This window comes from Pseudomonas sp. Sample_24, from assembly GCF_004307605.1.
Taxonomy (GTDB): Bacteria; Pseudomonadota; Gammaproteobacteria; order Pseudomonadales; family Pseudomonadaceae; genus Aquipseudomonas.
Map to the genome: position 1 here is coordinate 1 of NZ_RCNW01000025.1, position 17168 is coordinate 17168.

General features: G+C 59.8%; 15 protein-coding genes. 6 read left to right on the forward strand and 9 right to left on the reverse strand.

The window, feature by feature from the left end; translation table 11 throughout:
• From D8V06_RS01135 to bioB, 7 genes are all read right to left on the reverse strand, one after another.
• On the reverse strand, positions 1 to 1610 hold a 1610-nt coding region (locus tag D8V06_RS01135), incomplete at its 3' end, for a phenylacyl-CoA dehydrogenase (protein ID WP_130930289.1).
• Positions 1611 to 1887: 277 nt separating this feature from the next.
• Positions 1888 to 2184: a hypothetical protein gene (locus D8V06_RS01140; protein ID WP_056853569.1), complete on the reverse strand. Its 297-nt coding sequence runs from the start codon at positions 2182 to 2184 to the stop codon at positions 1888 to 1890.
• A gap of 107 nt (positions 2185 to 2291) precedes the next feature.
• On the reverse strand, positions 2292 to 2972 hold the full coding sequence (bioD, locus tag D8V06_RS01145; RefSeq protein ID WP_130930290.1) for a dethiobiotin synthase: 681 nt from the start codon (positions 2970 to 2972) through the stop codon (positions 2292 to 2294).
• Positions 2969 to 3781: a malonyl-ACP O-methyltransferase BioC gene (gene bioC / locus D8V06_RS01150; RefSeq protein WP_130930291.1), complete on the reverse strand. Its 813-nt coding sequence runs from the start codon at positions 3779 to 3781 to the stop codon at positions 2969 to 2971. The genes bioD and bioC overlap by 4 nt, the downstream gene beginning before the upstream one ends.
• On the reverse strand, positions 3774 to 4505 hold the full coding sequence (locus D8V06_RS01155) for an alpha/beta fold hydrolase (RefSeq protein ID WP_130930292.1): 732 nt from the start codon (positions 4503 to 4505) through the stop codon (positions 3774 to 3776). The genes bioC and D8V06_RS01155 overlap by 8 nt, the downstream gene beginning before the upstream one ends.
• On the reverse strand, positions 4498 to 5676 hold the full coding sequence (gene bioF, locus D8V06_RS01160; RefSeq protein WP_130930293.1) for an 8-amino-7-oxononanoate synthase: 1179 nt from the start codon (positions 5674 to 5676) through the stop codon (positions 4498 to 4500). Before bioF ends, D8V06_RS01155 begins: the two co-directional genes overlap by 8 nt.
• A gap of 175 nt (positions 5677 to 5851) precedes the next feature.
• Positions 5852 to 6907: a biotin synthase BioB gene (gene bioB / locus D8V06_RS01170; protein WP_056853574.1), complete on the reverse strand. Its 1056-nt coding sequence runs from the start codon at positions 6905 to 6907 to the stop codon at positions 5852 to 5854.
• 91 nt (positions 6908 to 6998) lie between these two features.
• On the opposite strand from bioB, the gene D8V06_RS01175 reads away from it, so the two are divergent.
• From D8V06_RS01175 to rarD, 5 genes are all read left to right on the forward strand, one after another.
• Positions 6999 to 7739: a ComF family protein gene (locus D8V06_RS01175; protein ID WP_130907961.1), complete on the forward strand. Its 741-nt coding sequence runs from the start codon at positions 6999 to 7001 to the stop codon at positions 7737 to 7739.
• A 62-nt stretch (positions 7740 to 7801) separates the two neighbouring features.
• Positions 7802 to 8566: a TOBE domain-containing protein gene (locus D8V06_RS01180; protein ID WP_130907960.1), complete on the forward strand. Its 765-nt coding sequence runs from the start codon at positions 7802 to 7804 to the stop codon at positions 8564 to 8566.
• A 66-nt stretch (positions 8567 to 8632) separates the two neighbouring features.
• Positions 8633 to 10534, forward strand: a complete 1902-nt coding sequence (locus D8V06_RS01185) for a PhoX family phosphatase (protein WP_130907959.1) — start codon at positions 8633 to 8635, stop codon at positions 10532 to 10534.
• A gap of 195 nt (positions 10535 to 10729) precedes the next feature.
• The gene (locus tag D8V06_RS01190; RefSeq protein ID WP_056853578.1) at positions 10730 to 11704 is read left to right on the forward strand and encodes a serine/threonine protein kinase; all 975 of its coding nucleotides are present in this window, start codon (positions 10730 to 10732) and stop codon (positions 11702 to 11704) included.
• A gap of 151 nt (positions 11705 to 11855) precedes the next feature.
• Positions 11856 to 12743 carry an EamA family transporter RarD gene (gene rarD / locus D8V06_RS01195; RefSeq protein WP_130930294.1) on the forward strand — a complete coding sequence of 296 codons (888 nt, stop codon included), beginning with the start codon at positions 11856 to 11858 and terminating at the stop codon, positions 12741 to 12743.
• 215 nt (positions 12744 to 12958) lie between these two features.
• On the opposite strand, the gene D8V06_RS01200 is transcribed toward rarD, so the two are convergent.
• Entirely contained in the window at positions 12959 to 13477 is a 519-nt protein-coding gene (locus tag D8V06_RS01200; protein WP_056853580.1) for a glycine cleavage system protein R, read from the reverse strand.
• A 567-nt stretch (positions 13478 to 14044) separates the two neighbouring features.
• On the opposite strand from D8V06_RS01200, the gene D8V06_RS01210 reads away from it, so the two are divergent.
• Complete coding sequence (locus D8V06_RS01210) at positions 14045 to 16222, forward strand: malate synthase G (RefSeq protein ID WP_130930295.1); 2178 nt, start codon at positions 14045 to 14047, stop codon at positions 16220 to 16222.
• A 160-nt stretch (positions 16223 to 16382) separates the two neighbouring features.
• Here D8V06_RS01210 and D8V06_RS01215 read toward each other — a convergent pair whose 3' ends face one another.
• Positions 16383 to 16829 (reverse strand): response regulator, encoded by a 447-nt coding sequence (locus D8V06_RS01215; RefSeq protein ID WP_056853869.1) that lies wholly within the window; start codon positions 16827 to 16829, stop codon positions 16383 to 16385.
• Positions 16830 to 17168 lie beyond the last annotated feature (339 nt).

The window sequence follows — 17168 nt, forward strand, 5'->3', positions numbered from 1 at the left end:
GCCCAGAAGTAGGCCAGGCAGGCGTAACCGGAGTACATCAGGTAGTCCACGGAGGCCGCGCCGACTTCTTCGCGATCTTTCATGGCAGCCATACCGACCTTCATGGTCAGCTCGCCCCATTCCTTGTTCAGTGCAGCCAGCGGAGCGACGAACTCTTGAACCGCTTCGTTGCCTTCGTTGGTTTGGCAGAACTTGTGGACGATCTTGGTGAAGCCTTTCAGGGCTTCGCCTTGGGTCATCAGCACTTTACGACCCAGCAGGTCGAGGGCCTGGATACCGGTGGTGCCTTCGTACAGCATCGAAATGCGGCTGTCGCGAACGTTCTGCTCCATGCCCCACTCAGCGATGAAACCGTGGCCGCCGTAGATCTGCACGCCGTGGTTGGCCGACTCGAAACCGACTTCGGTCATGAAGGCCTTGGCGATTGGAGTCATGAAGGCCAGCAGTGCGTCGGCTTTCTTCTTCTCTTCTTCGTCCACGCCATACTTGACGATGTCGACCTGTTTGGCCGTGAAGTAAACCATCGCACGGTTGCCTTCGGCGAACGCCTTCATGGTCAACAGCATGCGGCGTACGTCCGGGTGGACGATGATCGGGTCAGCGGCTTTGTCCGGCGCTTTCGGGCCAGTCAGCGAGCGCATTTGCAGACGGTCGCGAGCATATTTCAGACCGCCCTGGAAGCCGATCTCGGCGTGTGCCAGACCTTGAAGCGCAGTGCCCAGGCGTGCGGTGTTCATGAAGGTGAACATGCAGTTCAGGCCTTTGTTCGCCGGGCCGATCAGGTAACCGGTGGCCGCGTCGAAGTTCATCACGCAAGTGGCGTTGCCATGGATGCCCATCTTGTGTTCCAGGGAACCACAGGACACGGCGTTACGCGCACCGATCGAGCCGTCTGCGTTCGGCAGGAATTTCGGCACGATGAACAGCGAGATGCCTTTGGTGCCAGCCGGTGCATCCGGCAGGCGGGCCAGCACGATGTGGACGATGTTGTCGGCCATGTCGTGTTCACCGGCCGAGATGAAGATCTTGGTGCCGGAGACTTTGTAGGAACCGTCGGCCTGAGGTTCGGCCTTGGTGCGCAGCATGCCCAGGTCGGTGCCGCAGTGCGGTTCGGTCAGGCACATGGTGCCGGTCCACTCGCCGGAAACCAGTTTGGTCAGGTAGGCCTCTTGCTGCTCTGGGGTGCCGTGCTCGGAGATGGTGTTCATCGCACCGTGCGACAGGCCCGGGTACATGCCCCACGACCAGTTGGCCTCGCCAACCATTTCGCTGACAGCCAGACCCAGAGATTCCGGCAGGCCCTGGCCGCCGTGTTCTACGTCATGGGCCAGGCTTGGCCAGCCGCCTTCGACAAATTGCTTGTAGGCCTCTTTGAAGCCAGTCGGGGTCTTAACGCCGGACTCGCTCCAGGTGCAGCCTTCGGTATCACCCACACGGTTCAGCGGAGCCAGTACCTGCTCACAAAACTTGGCGCCTTCTTCGAGAATGGCGTCAACCATGTCCGGAGTTGCGTCCGCGCAAGCCGGAAGGCTCTGATAGTGCGCTTCGTAGCCGAGCAGTTCGTCACGTACGAAGCGAATATCACGCAAGGGGGCCTTGTAGTCAGGCATAGCGATAAACCTCTGCTGATGTAACCGGGAATGAACGACCGTGTTGATTTGTTGTGACGGTCAAACAGTTGTTTGAAACATACGTTTACGCCTAAATCTTGTCAAGCGTCGATCTTTTGCCGTTCGTCATCCCTTAAGGAAATAGCCGGCATACAGGCTGCGCAGCGCCGCCGCTACAGCAGCACGCAGTGAAGGAAAGATTAGTTTAGGGAGAAGGACTTACGCAGAAAAACGCCGCGAAATATCGCGGCGTTGGCAGTGCTGATTCAGCAGGAGATCAGGCGAACGTATCGATCAACGTTCCAAGCACTTCATCGGATGCCTTGGCGACCTTGGCGCCCAGTTCAACCTGAAATTTGCCCTGAGACATCTCGACCATGTTGCTGGCCAGGTCCGATTGCTGACTGCGGTCGACAGAACGCAGGCGATCGACCTGGGCATCCGAGGACTGGCTGGTGACCGCACGTTCGATGGTGTTGTTGGCGATCTGGCCCGCGGCTTGATCGACACGGTTCTGCCCTGTCTGAATAGTGCTCAGACCGGCATAAAAAGCGCTGTTACCTGAGATTTCCATGGGAGAACTCGTCCTTGCAAAGGATTACCAACACACATTGAAGCAGACCTGCGCAGAAAACGCCCGACAAAAACCCTAATGGCACTGTGCCTTGTCATAGGCAAATTCTAGTCCAGCAGGTCCAGTTGGAGATGTTCCGCCACGGCTTCGGCCGTCACCAGCTTGAGCTTGGGCACCCGTCCCAGGCAAGGCGCCGGTATGCGCTCGGCCAGGGTCGCGAGGTTTTCCTCCAGGCGCGAAGTCTTCGGGTCGATGATGTTGGCCACCCAGCCCGCCAGTTGCAAACCGTCGCGGGCAATCGCTTCCGCTGTGAGCAACGCATGGTTGATGCAGCCCAGGCGCACGCCGACCACCAGGATCACGGGCAGACCCAATGCCATCGCCAGATCCGACAGGTTGTCCTGATCCGCCAATGGCACGCGCCAGCCGCCAGCGCCTTCGATCAAGGTGAAATCGGCCTGCATATCGAGGATCTGCCGCATCGGCGTCACCAGCGATTGCACGGTCAGCGCGATGCCCGCCTCGCGGGCGGCCAAATGCGGGGCAATGGCCGGTTCAAGCGCCACCGGATTGACCTGGGGATAAGTCAACGGCAGCGAACATTCCGCCAACAATGCCAGCGCATCGGCGTTACGCAGCCCCTTGGGCGTCACGGTGCAACCGGAGGCCACCGGTTTACCGGCTGCGGTGCTCAGGCCGGCAGTTCGAGCGGCATGCAACAGACCTGCGGCCACCGTGGTTTTGCCGACATCGGTGTCGGTACCGGTGATGAAATAGGCTGCGCTCATAAGGGTTTCTCCAAAACGGCGTACACCACTTGATAAGTCGCCGGCAGGCCCTCGGCCTGACGAAACTGCTCATAAGCCTCGACCAGCCCCAGTATCCGCGCCCGTCCCGTCAAACCGCCAGGGCGCCCGGGATTGAGGTTGTGCGCGCCCAGGGCCTTGAGTTCATGGGTCAGGCTGCGCACGTCCGGGTAATGCAATACATGCGCTCGGGTTTCCAGCGTGAGCGGCTGCAAGCCGCTGGCCGCACACAGCTGTTGATAAACAGCGAATTCGCGGAAGCGGTTGACATGCACCATGCCATCGACCTGACGCCAGCTGTCGCGTAACTCGTACAACGTACCCACGCACAGACTAGCAAATGCGAAAACACCGCCCGGCTTCAGTACGCGGTAAGCCTCGCTGAGTACCGAGGTGAAGTCCGCACACCACTGCACGGCCAGGCTGGAAAAGATCAGATCGCAAGTGGCATCGCGCAATGGCAGGCACTCGGCGTCGCCCGCGATGAAATGCGCAGCACCGCCCAAGGGCCGGGCGTGATTGAGCATGCCCTCGGCGATGTCCAGCGCCACCCCGTGACCGAGCGGGAAGCGTTCGCCCAATGCACGACTGAAATGCCCGGTGCCACAGCCAAGGTCCAGCCATCGCTGCGCAGTGAACGACGCCGGTAACCGGCCCAGCAATTGATTGCCGACATCTCGCTGCAACTCGGCCACGCTGTCGTAGCTCGCTGCGGCGCGGGAAAAAGAAGCCGCAACCTGGCGTTTGTCGGGCAAGCCGCCGGGCAGGTTGGGAAGGGATAAATCAGTCATCGCCGGACTCATGCAAAAAGGCCTGGATCGCCCCCGCCACACCGTGGGGGTCTTCCAGAAGAAACGCGTGGCCGGCCTGTTCAATCAGACCGATTTCGATATCCGGGGTTAACGCGAACAACTCGCCTGCCGCCTCAGCGGGAACCAGACCATCAAGGCCAGCAAACAGATGCAGCTGCGGGCCGCGAAAGGCCTGCAAGGCGTGGCGGGTATCGAGCTGCGCAAGCACTTCCAGACCGCTCAGCAACACCGAGGCCGCCGTATGTGGCGCGCCGCCGAGCAGCAGCCGCGACAAACCGCGCGGGTCTTCGGCACCTTGGGCGCAAAGCAGCGAAAAGCGTTTCAATGTCGTGCGCGGGTCCGCCCTGCAACCTGCCAGAAACGCATCGAAGGTTTCACCGGGCATCGCGCTCGGCCACTGGTCATGGGCGACAAAACAAGGGTTACTCGCCAGCGTCAGCAGACCACAACAACGATCACCACGACGCGCCGCCAATTCGGAGGCGAGCATGCCTCCCAGGGACCAGCCGCCAAGCCAGGCATCCTGGGGCAACATCGAATCGAGTTCATCGAGCCATTCTTCAAGGTCGCTGGATACCAGCTCCGGCAGTGGCTCGATTTCCACCCGCAGATGTTCATCCAGGCCTTGCAAGGCGGCCGCCAGCGGCTCCAGCGGCGAAACGCCAAGGCCCCAGCCAGGCAGCAGAATCAGTCGATCACGCATGGCTTGGCTCCGGTCCCAGTTGTTCGAAACAATCGGCCAGTCCTTGTAACAATAGCTGCACTTGCGACTCGCTATGGGCGGCGCTCAGGGTCACACGCAAACGGGCGCTGCCGGCGGGCACGGTCGGTGGACGAATGGCGGTCACCATCAGCCCGCGCTCGCGCAACATCTGCGACAAACGCACCGCCCTGGCGGCGTCGCCGATCATGATCGGCTGGATCGGTGTGAAACTGTCCATCAGCTGCAGGCCAATCTGCTCGGCGCCTTGACGGAACTGGCGGATCAGCGCTTGCAGATGCTCACGGCGCCAATGTTCGCTGCGCAACAGTTCAAGACTTTTGAGTGTGGCGCAGGCCAGTGCGGGCGGCTGGCTGGTGGTGTAAATGTAGGGGCGGGCAAACTGAATCAGGCTTTCGATCAGCTCTTCACTGCCGGCGACAAATGCCCCCGCCGTGCCGAATGCCTTGCCGAGGGTGCCGACCAGTACCGGCACTTCTTCCATACTCAGGCCGAAATGCTCGACGACGCCGCCGCCATTGGCGCCTAGCGGACCGAAACCATGCGCATCATCGACCATCAACCATGCGCCCTTGGCCTTGGCTTGCCGGGCCAGCGCCGGCAGGTCGGCGATGTCGCCGTCCATGCTGAACACGCCATCGGTGACCACCAGGGTATTGCCGCTGGCTTTCTCAAGCCGAGTAGCCAGGCTCGCGGCATCGTTATGCAGGTAACGGCTGAACCGTGCGCCCGACAACAGTCCCGCGTCCAGTAATGAAGCATGGTTGAGTCGGTCTTCCAGCACCGTGTCCCCCTGCCCCACCAGCGCGGTCACCGCGCCAAGGTTGGCCATGTAACCGGTGGTGAACAGCAATGCGCGTGGGCGACCGGTCAGATCGGCGAGTGCTTCTTCCAGCGCGTGATGCGGGCCACTGTGGCCGATGACCAGGTGCGATGCTCCGCCGCCGACGCCCCATTTCAAGGCGCCGTCGCGCCAGGCTTCGATCACTTGCGGGTGATTGGCCAGGCCCAGGTAATCGTTGTTACAGAACGCCAGCAGCGGCTGGCCATCGACCACCACTTGCGGGCCTTGCGGGCTTTCGAGCAGCGGACGCTGGCGATAGAGGTTTTCGGCACGACGGGCAGCCAGGCGTGCGGCGAGATCGAAAGACATGCAGGCCTCGGACAATCAAAGCACCAATATTAGGGTGAACACAGACCCTGTGGGAGCGGGCTTGCCCGCGATAGCGATCTTCCAGTCGACATCCTTTTTGAATGTGACTGCGCGATCGCGGGCAAGCCCGCTCCCACAGGGTTCAGCATTCCAGCCAATCAAAATTGCGAAGCGCTTAAACCGCCGCGTTATAGAACTGCTCGCTGCTCTTCTGCTCCACCAATGCCTGTTCGATCGCCGCCTGATGCACTTCGTCAGCGTGCTCTTCGCGGGCTTCCGGCAGGATGCCCAGACGCGAGAACAGCTGCATGTCTTTGTCGGCCTGCGGGTTGGCGGTGGTCAGCAGTTTTTCACCGTAGAAAATCGAGTTGGCGCCGGCGAAGAACGCCAGGGCCTGCATCTGCTCGTTCATCGCTTCGCGGCCGGCGGACAGGCGCACGTGGGATTGCGGCATCAGGATCCGCGCAACCGCGAGCATACGGATGAAGTCGAACGGGTCGATGTCCTCGGCGTTTTCCAGTGGTGTACCGGCGACTTTCACCAGCATGTTGATCGGCACCGATTCCGGATGCTCCGGCAGGTTGGCCAACTGGATCAGCAGGTTGGCGCGATCATCGAGGGACTCGCCCATGCCGAGGATGCCGCCCGAGCAGATCTTCATCCCTGAATCACGCACGTAGGCCAGGGTTTGCAGGCGCTCGCTGTAGGTGCGGGTGGTGATGATGCTGCCGTAGAACTCGGGGGATGTATCGAGGTTGTGGTTGTAGTAATCCAGACCGGCCTTGGCCAGCGCTTCGGTCTGCTCCTGATCGAGGCGACCCAGGGTCATGCAGGTTTCCAGACCCAGCGCTTTCACGCCTTCCACCATTTTCAATACGTAAGGCATGTCTTTGGCCGATGGATGTTTCCACGCGGCGCCCATGCAGAAGCGGGTCGAGCCGATGGCTTTGGCGCGGGCGGCCTCTTCGAGGACCTTCTGCACTTCCATCAGTTTTTCTTTTTCCAGGCCGGTGTTGTAGTGACCAGACTGTGGACAATATTTGCAATCTTCTGGGCAGGCACCGGTCTTGATCGACAACAGGGTCGACACCTGGACGCGATTGGCGTCGAAATGCGCGCGGTGCACCGTCTGCGCCTGGAACAGCAGGTCATTGAAGGGTTGAACGAAGAGTGCTTTGACTTCGGCCAAAGTCCAGTCATGACGCAGGGTTGCAGTGGTGCTGGCGCTCATGGGCGTTTCCTTTGTTTTATGCTGGGCAAGCGACTGGGGACGGAATACCCACAGGCGTAACACGGATGTTCGGCATATTTAAGGAAGAGCAATGCGCTGTCAACCACGCTACGAAAGACAGGTTTACATCTGGTTAAAAAATAAACAAATTTGTTTGTTGTGTGATGAATTGGCCGATGGGGCCGCGCCCATCTGCATGGCCTGCGAAACCGAGTTACCTTGGCTCGGCGATCACTGCCTGAGTTGCGCACTGCCGTTGCCCGCGGCCGGCCTGACGTGCGGCCAATGCCTGAAACAGCCACCGGCCTTCGAAAAGGTCATTGCTCCCTGGACCTACAGTTTTCCAGTAGACAGCCTGATTACCCGTTTCAAGCACAGCGCCAAGTGGCCGTTTGGCCACTTGCTCGCCGAACTGCTCACCCAGGCGCTGCAACATCGTTTCGCCGATGATCTGCCGGTTCCCGATGCATTGGTTCCGGTGCCACTGGCGCCCAAACGCTTGCGCCAACGCGGGTTCAATCAGGCGGCAATGCTGGCTCGCTGGTTGAGCGTTCACCTCGGCTTGCCTTCCGATGAGCAGCTGCTATCAAGGCCTCAAGACACCAGTGCCCAACAGAATTTGAACGCGGTGGCGCGCAAGATGAACTTGCGCCACGCTTTCGTTCTGACGCCCGGCGGGTCGGTGAAGGGTCGTCACCTAGCGCTGGTGGACGATGTGCTGACAACCGGCGCCACTGCGCAAGCATTGGCTCGTCTGCTGATGGACGCCGGTGCCGCACGGGTCGATGTCTATTGCCTGGCCCGCACGCCCAAACCGGGGGACGCTCCTTGACTTGACTCGTACGTCCTTAGCAGCCAACGTCCTTTCCATCGTCACAACCCAAAGCGTCTGCCATGTCCTTGCCCAGTTTGTTGTCCCAGCACATTGTCCGCCGTCCGCAGCGCATCGCCCTGCTGCAACACATCGCTGAACAGGGTTCGATCACCCGTGCCGCAAAAAGCGCGGGGCTGAGCTACAAGGCAGCCTGGGATGCCATCGATGAGCTGAACAACCTCGCGCAAAAACCGTTGGTGGAGCGCAGTGTCGGTGGCAAGGGCGGTGGCGGCGCCAAACTGTCCAGCGAGGGCGAGCGGGTATTGCGCCTGTATCAGAAATTGCAGGCGTTACAGGCTCAGGTGCTGGAAGCCGCTGAAGACGCCAGCGACCTGGACCTGCTCGGTCGCCTGATGTTGCGCACCAGTGCGCGCAACCAACTGCATGGTACGGTCGCCGCAATCGAGCCTCAGGGGCGAAACGACCTGATTCGCCTGGCAATGGCTGAACACCTGGTCATCGAAGCACAAATCACCCACGACAGTACCGAACGACTGGAGCTGCAAATCGGTACCGAAGTCGTCGCGTTGATCAAGGCCGGTTGGCTTGATCTGATGGCGATCGACTCTGGCGAAACGCCAGGCAACAATTGCTTGAACGGCATTATCGACAAGATCCTGGATGCAGACGACGGCCCCAGCGAAGTACGTATCTCCCTGCCCAACGGCTTGACCCTGTGTGCCTTGGCCGAACCCGGGCATTTGCAGTCCCAGGGACTTGGCAGCGGCAAGCCCGTGCGCGTCGAGTTTTCACCGTCCCGGGTTCTGCTGGGCACTCCTTTGTAAACGCGCTGCAACAAAACCTTCATCACTGATCACTAAGGTGACTGCAAAAACCGCAGGGAGCCTGATGTGAGCCTATTAGAAGACAACCAACCCACCGACCTCGAACAAATGGTCGGCCTCAGCCGTCGCGGATTCATCAGCGCGGGTGCCTTGTGCGGCGCCGCCATGTTCCTCGGTGGTAACTTGTTGAGCCGCAGCGTGCTGGCCGCCAGTGTCAGCGCCGGCAACAGCAAGCTGCTGGGGTTCGAGAGCATTCCCGCCGCCACCGCCGACAGCATCAGCCTGCCGCCAGGCTACAAATCTTCGGTGTTGATCAGTTGGGGCCAGCCCCTGCACAAAAACGGTCCGGCATTCGATCCGAGCGGCAATGGCAGCGCCGAGCAGCAGGAAGTCCAGTTCGGCGACAACAACGACGGCATGAGCCTGTTCGCCTTTCCCGGGGACGAGCATCGCGCGCTGATGGCGATCAACAACGAATACACCAACTATCGCTACCTTTACCCCCAGGGCGGCATGCCGCAATCGGCGCAAGACGTGCGCAAAGCCCTGGCTTGCGAAGGCGTGTCGGTGATTGAAGTGCAACGCAAGGACGGCCACTGGCAATTCGTTCAGGATTCGCGTTACAACCGACGCATCCATGGCAATTCACCGATCAGGCTGAGCGGCCCTGCCGCCGGACATGACTTGCTGAAAACCAGTGCCGATCCGCAGGGTAAAACCGTCCTCGGAACGTTCCAGAATTGCGCCAACGGCCAGACACCGTGGGGCACTTACCTGACCTGCGAAGAGAACTTCACCGATTGCTTCGGCAGCACCAATGCCGAACAGAAATTCGACGCCGCGCAGAAACGCTATGGCGCGGTGGTCTCCAGCAAAGAGATCAACTGGCATCAACACGATTCGCGTTTCGACCTGGCGAAAAATCCCAACGAACTCAACCGACATGGCTGGGTGGTCGAGATTGATCCGTTCGACCCGCAATCGACCCCGGTCAAGCGCACCGCGCTGGGGCGCTTCAAACACGAAAACGCCGCCCTCACACAAACCCGTGACGGGCATGCGGTGGTTTACATGGGCGACGATGAGCGCGGCGAATTCATCTACAAATTCGTCAGCCGCGACAAAATCAACCTCCAGAATCCCAAGGCCAACCGCGACCTGCTCGATCACGGCACCTTGTACGTGGCACGGTTCGACGCCGGTGACGGCAATGCCGATCATCCCAAAGGCCAGGGTGAATGGATCGAGTTGACCCACGGCAAGAACGGCATCGATGCCGACAGTGGTTTTGCCGATCAAGCCGAGGTGTTGATCAATGTGCGTCTGGCGGCAAGCGTCGTGAAAGCCACGCGCATGGACCGCCCGGAATGGATCGTGGTCAGTCCCAAGGATGGCCAGGTCTACTGCACGCTGACCAACAACGCCAAACGCGGTGAAGACGGGCAACCGGTGGGCGGACCAAACCCGCGGGAGAAAAACGTCTACGGGCAAATTCTGCGCTGGCGCACCGATCGTGATGATCACGGTTCGAAAACCTTTGCCTGGGATCTTTTTGTGGTGGCCGGCAACCCGCAAGTACACGCGGGAACACCAAAGGGTGGCTCGTCGAACATCACCCAGCAGAACATGTTCAACAGCCCCGACGGTCTGGCGTTCGATGATGCCGGGCGGTTGTGGATTCAAACCGATGGCGATGCCAGCAACGCCGGAGATTTCGCCGGCATGGGCAACAACCAGATGCTCTGCGCCGATCCGGTGAGCGGGGAAATTCGTCGTTTCATGGTCGGACCGATTGGCTGTGAAGTGACGGGGATCAGTTTCTCACCCGATCAAAAAACCCTGTTTGTCGGAATCCAGCATCCGGGTGAAAACGGCGGTTCAACCTTCCCCGAGCATTTGCCCAATGGCAAGCCGCGGTCTTCGGTGATAGCGATCAGCCGGGAAGATGGCGGGATTGTCGGCGCCTGATTTGGATCGTCCGCCACTGATCGTTCCTACACTCTGCGTGGGAATGGCTCAACGGACGCTCCGCGTTCGGCTTTTGGGACGCAGAGCGTCCCTGGCTGCATTCCCACGCAGAGCGTGGGAACGATCCCCCTTGCAGCCCCGTCTGCGCTACCATGCCTGGCCGGACGCAGCAGCCTGCTGCGCGCAGGAGTCAGCATGGCCCACCCGTTTGAAACCCTCACCCCAGACCTCGTGCTCGATGCCGTCGAGAGCATCGGCTTCCTCAGCGACGCGCGCATCCTGGCGCTCAACAGCTACGAGAATCGTGTCTATCAAGTCGGCATCGAAGACTGCGAGCCGCTGATCGCCAAGTTCTATCGTCCGCAGCGCTGGAGCAACGAAGCGATTCTGGAGGAACACCAGTTCACCTTCGAACTTGCCGGGGTTGATGTACCCGTGGTTGCGCCGCTGATCCACAACGGTGAAACGCTGCACGAACACAAAGGCTTTCGCTTCACCCTGTTCCCTCGCCGCGGTGGTCGTGCGCCGGAGCCGGGCAACCTCGATCAGTTGTATCGCCTGGGGCAACTGCTCGGGCGCTTGCATGCAGTGGGTTCGACCAAGCCGTTCGAGCATCGCGAAGCCCTGGCAGTCAAGAACTTCGGCCATGACTCACTGGCAACCTTGCTCGAAGGCAATTTCATCCCGCGCAGTTTGCTCCCGGCCTACGAGTCCGTCGCCCGCGATCTGCTCAAGCGTGTGGAAGATGCCTACAGCAACACACCGCACCAGAACATCCGCATGCACGGCGACTGTCACCCCGGCAACATGATGTGCCGCGACGAAATGTTCCATATCGTCGATCTCGACGACTGTCGCATGGGTCCGGCGGTCCAGGACATCTGGATGATGCTGGCGGGTGATCGGCAGGATTGCCTGGGGCAACTGTCGGAATTGATGGACGGCTACAACGAATTCCACGACTTCGACCCGCGGGAGCTGGCGCTGATCGAACCCTTGCGTGCCCTGCGCCTGATGCACTACAGCGCCTGGCTTGCCCGCCGCTGGGACGACCCGGCCTTTCCGCGCAGTTTTCCGTGGTTCGGCAGCGAACGCTATTGGGGCGATCAGGTGTTGGCGTTGCGTGAGCAGTTGGCGGCGCTCAACGAAGAACCCCTGAAGTTGTTCTAACCCCTGTAGGAGCGAGGCTTGCCCGCGAAGAACGAAAACGCGGTACATCAGGCATACCACGTTAGCGTTCTTCGCGGGCAAGCCTCGCTACACAATCCTCTACACATCTATACAATCCCTTCTTTGTTAGCTGCCTAAGCAAGGACTCTGCATGCAAGCCGCCAACCCGCGTCGCGGGTACATTTTGGGCCTGAGTGCCTACATCATCTGGGGACTTTTCCCGCTTTACTTCAAAGCCATCGCCAGCGTTCCCGCCGTGGAGATCATCATCCACCGCGTGCTCTGGTCGGCGCTGTTTGGTGCCTTGCTGCTGATGGTCTGGAAGCACCCGGGCTGGTGGCGTGAGCTGCGTGATAATCCGAAGCGACTGGCGATCCTCGCCTTGAGCGGCACATTGATCGCGGCCAACTGGCTGACCTATGTCTGGTCGGTGAATAACGGGCGCATGCTCGAAGCCAGCCTTGGTTACTACATCAATCCGCTGGTGAACGTGCTGCTGGGCATGCTGATCCTCGGCGAGCGGCTGCGCCGCATGCAATGGATTGCGGTGGGGCTGGCGGCCGTGGGCGTAGCGCAACAGGTATGGCAAGTCGGCAGTCTGCCGTGGGTGTCGCTGGTGTTGGCTCTGACCTTCGGTTTCTACGGGCTGATTCGCAAGCAGGCACCCGTGAAGGCCCTGCCCGGGCTGGTGGTGGAAACCTGGATGCTGGTGCCGATCGCCATTGCCTGGTTGTTGCTCAATCCGACCGCCAGCAGTGCTCAGGCCGAATTCTGGACGACCTCCGAGGCCTGGTGGTTGGTGGCGGCAGGTCCGGTGACGCTGGTACCGCTGGTGTGTTTCAACGCCGCCGCGCGGCATTTGCCCTACACCACACTGGGCTTCCTCCAGTACCTGGCGCCGACGTTGGTGTTGTTGCAGGCGGTACTGCTGTTTGACGAACACTTGTCGTCCAGCACCTTGGTGGCCTTCATGTTTATCTGGGCAGGCCTGGCCGTTTACAGCGTCGATGCGTGGCTCAGTTTGCGTCGCCGCGCCTGATCAAAAAACGTACAAACCTCCACAGGCCACGTATTCCGTGGCCTGCATCGTTCCTTCCCAAGGTTATCCACAGCGTGATCCCCGCCGTTTGTGCGCAAGTCACTGAAACTGCTGGTTTTTTGATCAGATCCTGAAAAGCCCCGGCCGGCGTGGCCTGGCGGGCTGTCTCTACAGGTTATCCACAGGCAGGTGCACGTTAAACTTGGATAACCGGGTCACGGTTCACTGCGCAGCACCAGTTCCACCATCAGATCATCCGCCAGGGTTTCCAGGCGTGATTGCAGCACGTCCAGAGAAAGGGTCAATGGCACCGCCAGAATCGCCTCGGCGTGGAACAACGGCTCGCTGCTCATCGGCGCTGGACGCACTTCCGTCACCAACCTTTCCAGGTTCACCCCCTGCTCGCTCAACAACCGGGTGATGTCTCGCACGATACCGGGGCGATCATTGCCCACCAATTCCATGGCAATCGGCTTCCAGGTGCAGGACTGTTCGATGCCGCTTTCGGCGATCAACACGCGAATGCCCTGAGCGGACAATGCCTGTAGGGCATCGACTAATGCGTCGTAGGCTTCTGCCGGCACGCCCACCCGAAGAATCCCGGCGAATTGCCCGGCCATGCGCGACATGCGGCTTTCCAGCCAGTTGCCGCCCTGCTCGGCAATGCATTGGGCAATGCGCTCGACCTGCCCTGGCTTGTCCGGTGCAAAAACGGTGAGTACGAGGTGGTCCATGGCGCAGCCCTCTGGTCATGACTCTTGTTATAGAAAACCAAGTATAGGCAAGGGGCTGGAATCGGCTTGGCTGTGGCGAGGGAGCTTGCTCCCGCTCGACTGCGAAGCAGTCGTAAATACGTTTGGGCTTGCTTCGCAAGCCAGCGGGAGCAAGCTCCCTCGCCACGGGAAACATAGCTCCATAGCCGCAAACCAAAGATTATGTGTACAACTTTTTATATTTAACTGGAACAATCTCATGGTTTTTTGAGAACATCCCGATCCCCGACGTGACTGCAATGCGTCATGGGGTCGCAGAACGACGTAATTAGTCTAATTTTCACAAGCGCAATTGATCATGTAGTATGCCGCAGCGCGCACTACATAACGTTGGATCGATGTCTGCCACAGCCGCAGCCACATCCCTGAAAGCCCCGTCAGCAAGGCCCTCAAGCCGTTGATCGGTCACCACCCAGCCGTCAGAAATGGCATGTACTGGTCGCAGGGTTTGTGGTTTAAATGGCCAGAGGCTTCATTGTTAAATTGAAGAGCTGAAAAGCGAAATAGCTGAGCAGAGTGAGGCAAGCAATGACTGAACACGTTCAAGTCGGTGGCCTGCAGGTCGCCAAAGTCCTGTTCGACTTCGTGAACAACGAAGCCATTCCCGGTACCGGCCTCACCGCCGATAAGTTCTGGGCCGGTGCAGACAAGGTCATTCATGACCTGGCACCGAAGAACAAAGCCCTACTCGCCAAACGCGATGATTTCCAGGCGCGTATCGACGCCTGGCACCAGGAACGCGCCGGTCAGGCGCACGACGCCGTGGCCTACAAAGCCTTCCTGCAAGACATCGGTTATCTGCTGCCAGAAGCGGCCGATTTCCAGGCAACGACGCAAAACGTCGATGAAGAAATCGCCCGCATGGCCGGTCCACAACTCGTGGTCCCGGTGATGAACGCCCGCTTCGCTCTCAATGCTTCGAACGCCCGCTGGGGTTCGCTGTACGACGCGCTCTACGGCACCGACGCCATCAGCGAAGCTGACGGTGCGGAAAAAGGCAAAGGCTACAACAAGGTTCGTGGCGACAAGGTCATCGCCTTCGCCCGCGCCTTCCTCGACGAAGCGGCGCCACTGGCAGCCGGTTCCCACGTCGATTCCACCGCCTATAAAATCGTCGACGGCAAACTGGTCGTCGCGCTAAAGGGCGGCAGCAACAGCGGCCTGCGCAACGATGCGCAACTGATCGGTTTCCAGGGCGATGCTTCGGCACCGACCGCGATCCTGCTGAAAAACAACGGCCTGCATTTCGAAATCCAGGTCGACGCCAGCACTCCGGTTGGCCAGACCGATGCCGCCGGCGTCAAAGACATCCTGATGGAAGCCGCGCTGACCACCATCATGGACTGCGAAGACTCGGTTGCCGCCGTTGATGCCGATGACAAAGTGGTGATCTACCGCAACTGGCTCGGCTTGATGAAAGGCGACCTGTCGGAAGAAGTCGCCAAGGGTGGCAAGACGTTTACCCGCACCATGAACCCCGACCGCACCTACACCGGTGTCGACGGTAACGCGGTGAACCTGCACGGTCGCTCGTTGTTGTTCGTGCGCAACGTGGGTCACCTGATGACCATCGATGCGATCCTCGACAAAGATGGCAATGAAGTGCCGGAAGGTATTCTCGATGGCCTGGTGACCTGCCTGGCAGCGATGCACAACCTGAACGGCAACACCACGCGCAAGAACACCCGCACCGGCTCCATCTACATTGTGAAGCCGAAGATGCACGGCCCTGAAGAAGCGGCGTTCACCAACGAACTGTTCGGCCGCATCGAAGACGTGCTGGGCCTGGCGCGCAATACCCTCAAGGTCGGGATCATGGACGAGGAACGCCGTACCACGGTCAACCTCAAGGCTTGCATCAAGGCTGCCAGCGAGCGCGTGGTGTTCATCAACACCGGTTTCCTCGACCGCACGGGCGACGAAATCCACACCTCCATGGAAGCCGGCCCGATGGTGCGCAAGGCCGACATGAAGGCGGAAAAATGGATCGGTGCCTACGAGAACTCCAACGTCGATATCGGTTTGAGCACCGGCCTGCAGGGTCGCGCACAGATCGGTAAAGGCATGTGGGCAATGCCTGACCTGATGGCAGCGATGCTCGAACAGAAAATCGCTCACCCACTGGCCGGCGCCAACACGGCCTGGGTCCCGTCGCCAACTGCCGCTGCCCTGCACGCGCTGCACTACCACAAGGTTGACGTGTTCGCCCGTCAGGCCGAACTGGCCAAGCGTGCTCACGCGTCGGTGGACGACATCCTGACCATCCCGCTGGCAGTGAATCCGCAGTGGACCGCCGAGCAAATCAAGAACGAACTGGACAACAACAGCCAGGGCATTCTCGGTTACGTCGTGCGCTGGATCGACCAGGGCGTTGGCTGTTCGAAAGTGCCGGACATCAACGATGTCGGCCTGATGGAAGACCGTGCCACGCTGCGTATTTCGAGCCAGCACATCGCCAACTGGCTGCGTCACGGCATCGTCACCGAAGAGCAAGTGATGGAAAGCCTCAAGCGCATGGCGCCGGTGGTTGACCGTCAGAACGCCAACGACCCGCTGTATCGTCCGCTGGCACCGAACTTCGACAGCAACATCGCCTTCCAGGCGGCGGTCGAACTGGTGATCGAAGGCACCAAACAGCCGAACGGCTACACCGAGCCGGTCCTGCACCGTCGTCGTCGCGAGTTCAAGGCTGCCAACGGCCTATAACGAACGTTTACGCCGGACATGAAAAAGCCCTGATCTTTCGATCAGGGTTTTTTTTGGGCATCACGGGCGCTGCCTTAGCGGGCAAGCCTCGCTCCTACAGGTCTTGCACGAAGCGCGGCTTGCCCGCGAAGACGATCAAACAAGCCAAACCCATCATCGGTCAGGGCTCCATCCCCAACTCATGCTTGACCAGCCCCAGCAATTTGCCGGTATCGATGGGCTTGAGCAAAAAATCCACCACGCTCAAATGCATGGCGGCGATGGCGTCTTTCACGTCGGCATCACCGGACACAATGATGATCGGCATCGCCGCCCGTACCGATTCACGGACCTGGCGGATCAGATCGAGGCCATCGACATTGCCCATCCGCAAATCGGTGATGATCAAACCAATCGCGGGTTTCTCTTCCAGCATTTTCAATGCTGTTTCGCCGCTCGCCGCGGTCAGGCAACGAATCCCGTCCAACCCGAGGATCTCTGACAGCAGCTCCCGGGCATCTTTATCGTCATCGACGATCAACACCCGTTGCGGCGGCAAGTCAGGTTCCTGCATGACTGCACTCAGCGCTTCACGCTCGGCGTCACTCAAAATATCGTGGTCGGACATGGCGTTCTCTACATGTTCAATTCATTTCCCTAGCACAGTGGTGAGACATCGCTAAGCAGACCTTCAATGTGCACTTCGTCGGAATATTTTCCAATAGGGGTTAGGTAAGGTTTTTCTCACATTTAGGTAGGGTTTTTCAGACGCTGCCTCACGTTTACGTCCTACCTAGACTTACGTCCAATGGGCACCCCGCTCGCAGGGGTCGACCATGGGTGAGTCATCCGACAACAACAACTCCAAAAAAGACTGCGGTAATGGTTATGAGTAAAGCGGACGCCTTCACACAGGCAGGGAAAACCGCGGTGTTGCAGAACATCCAGGGCACTTTGCAATTCCTCC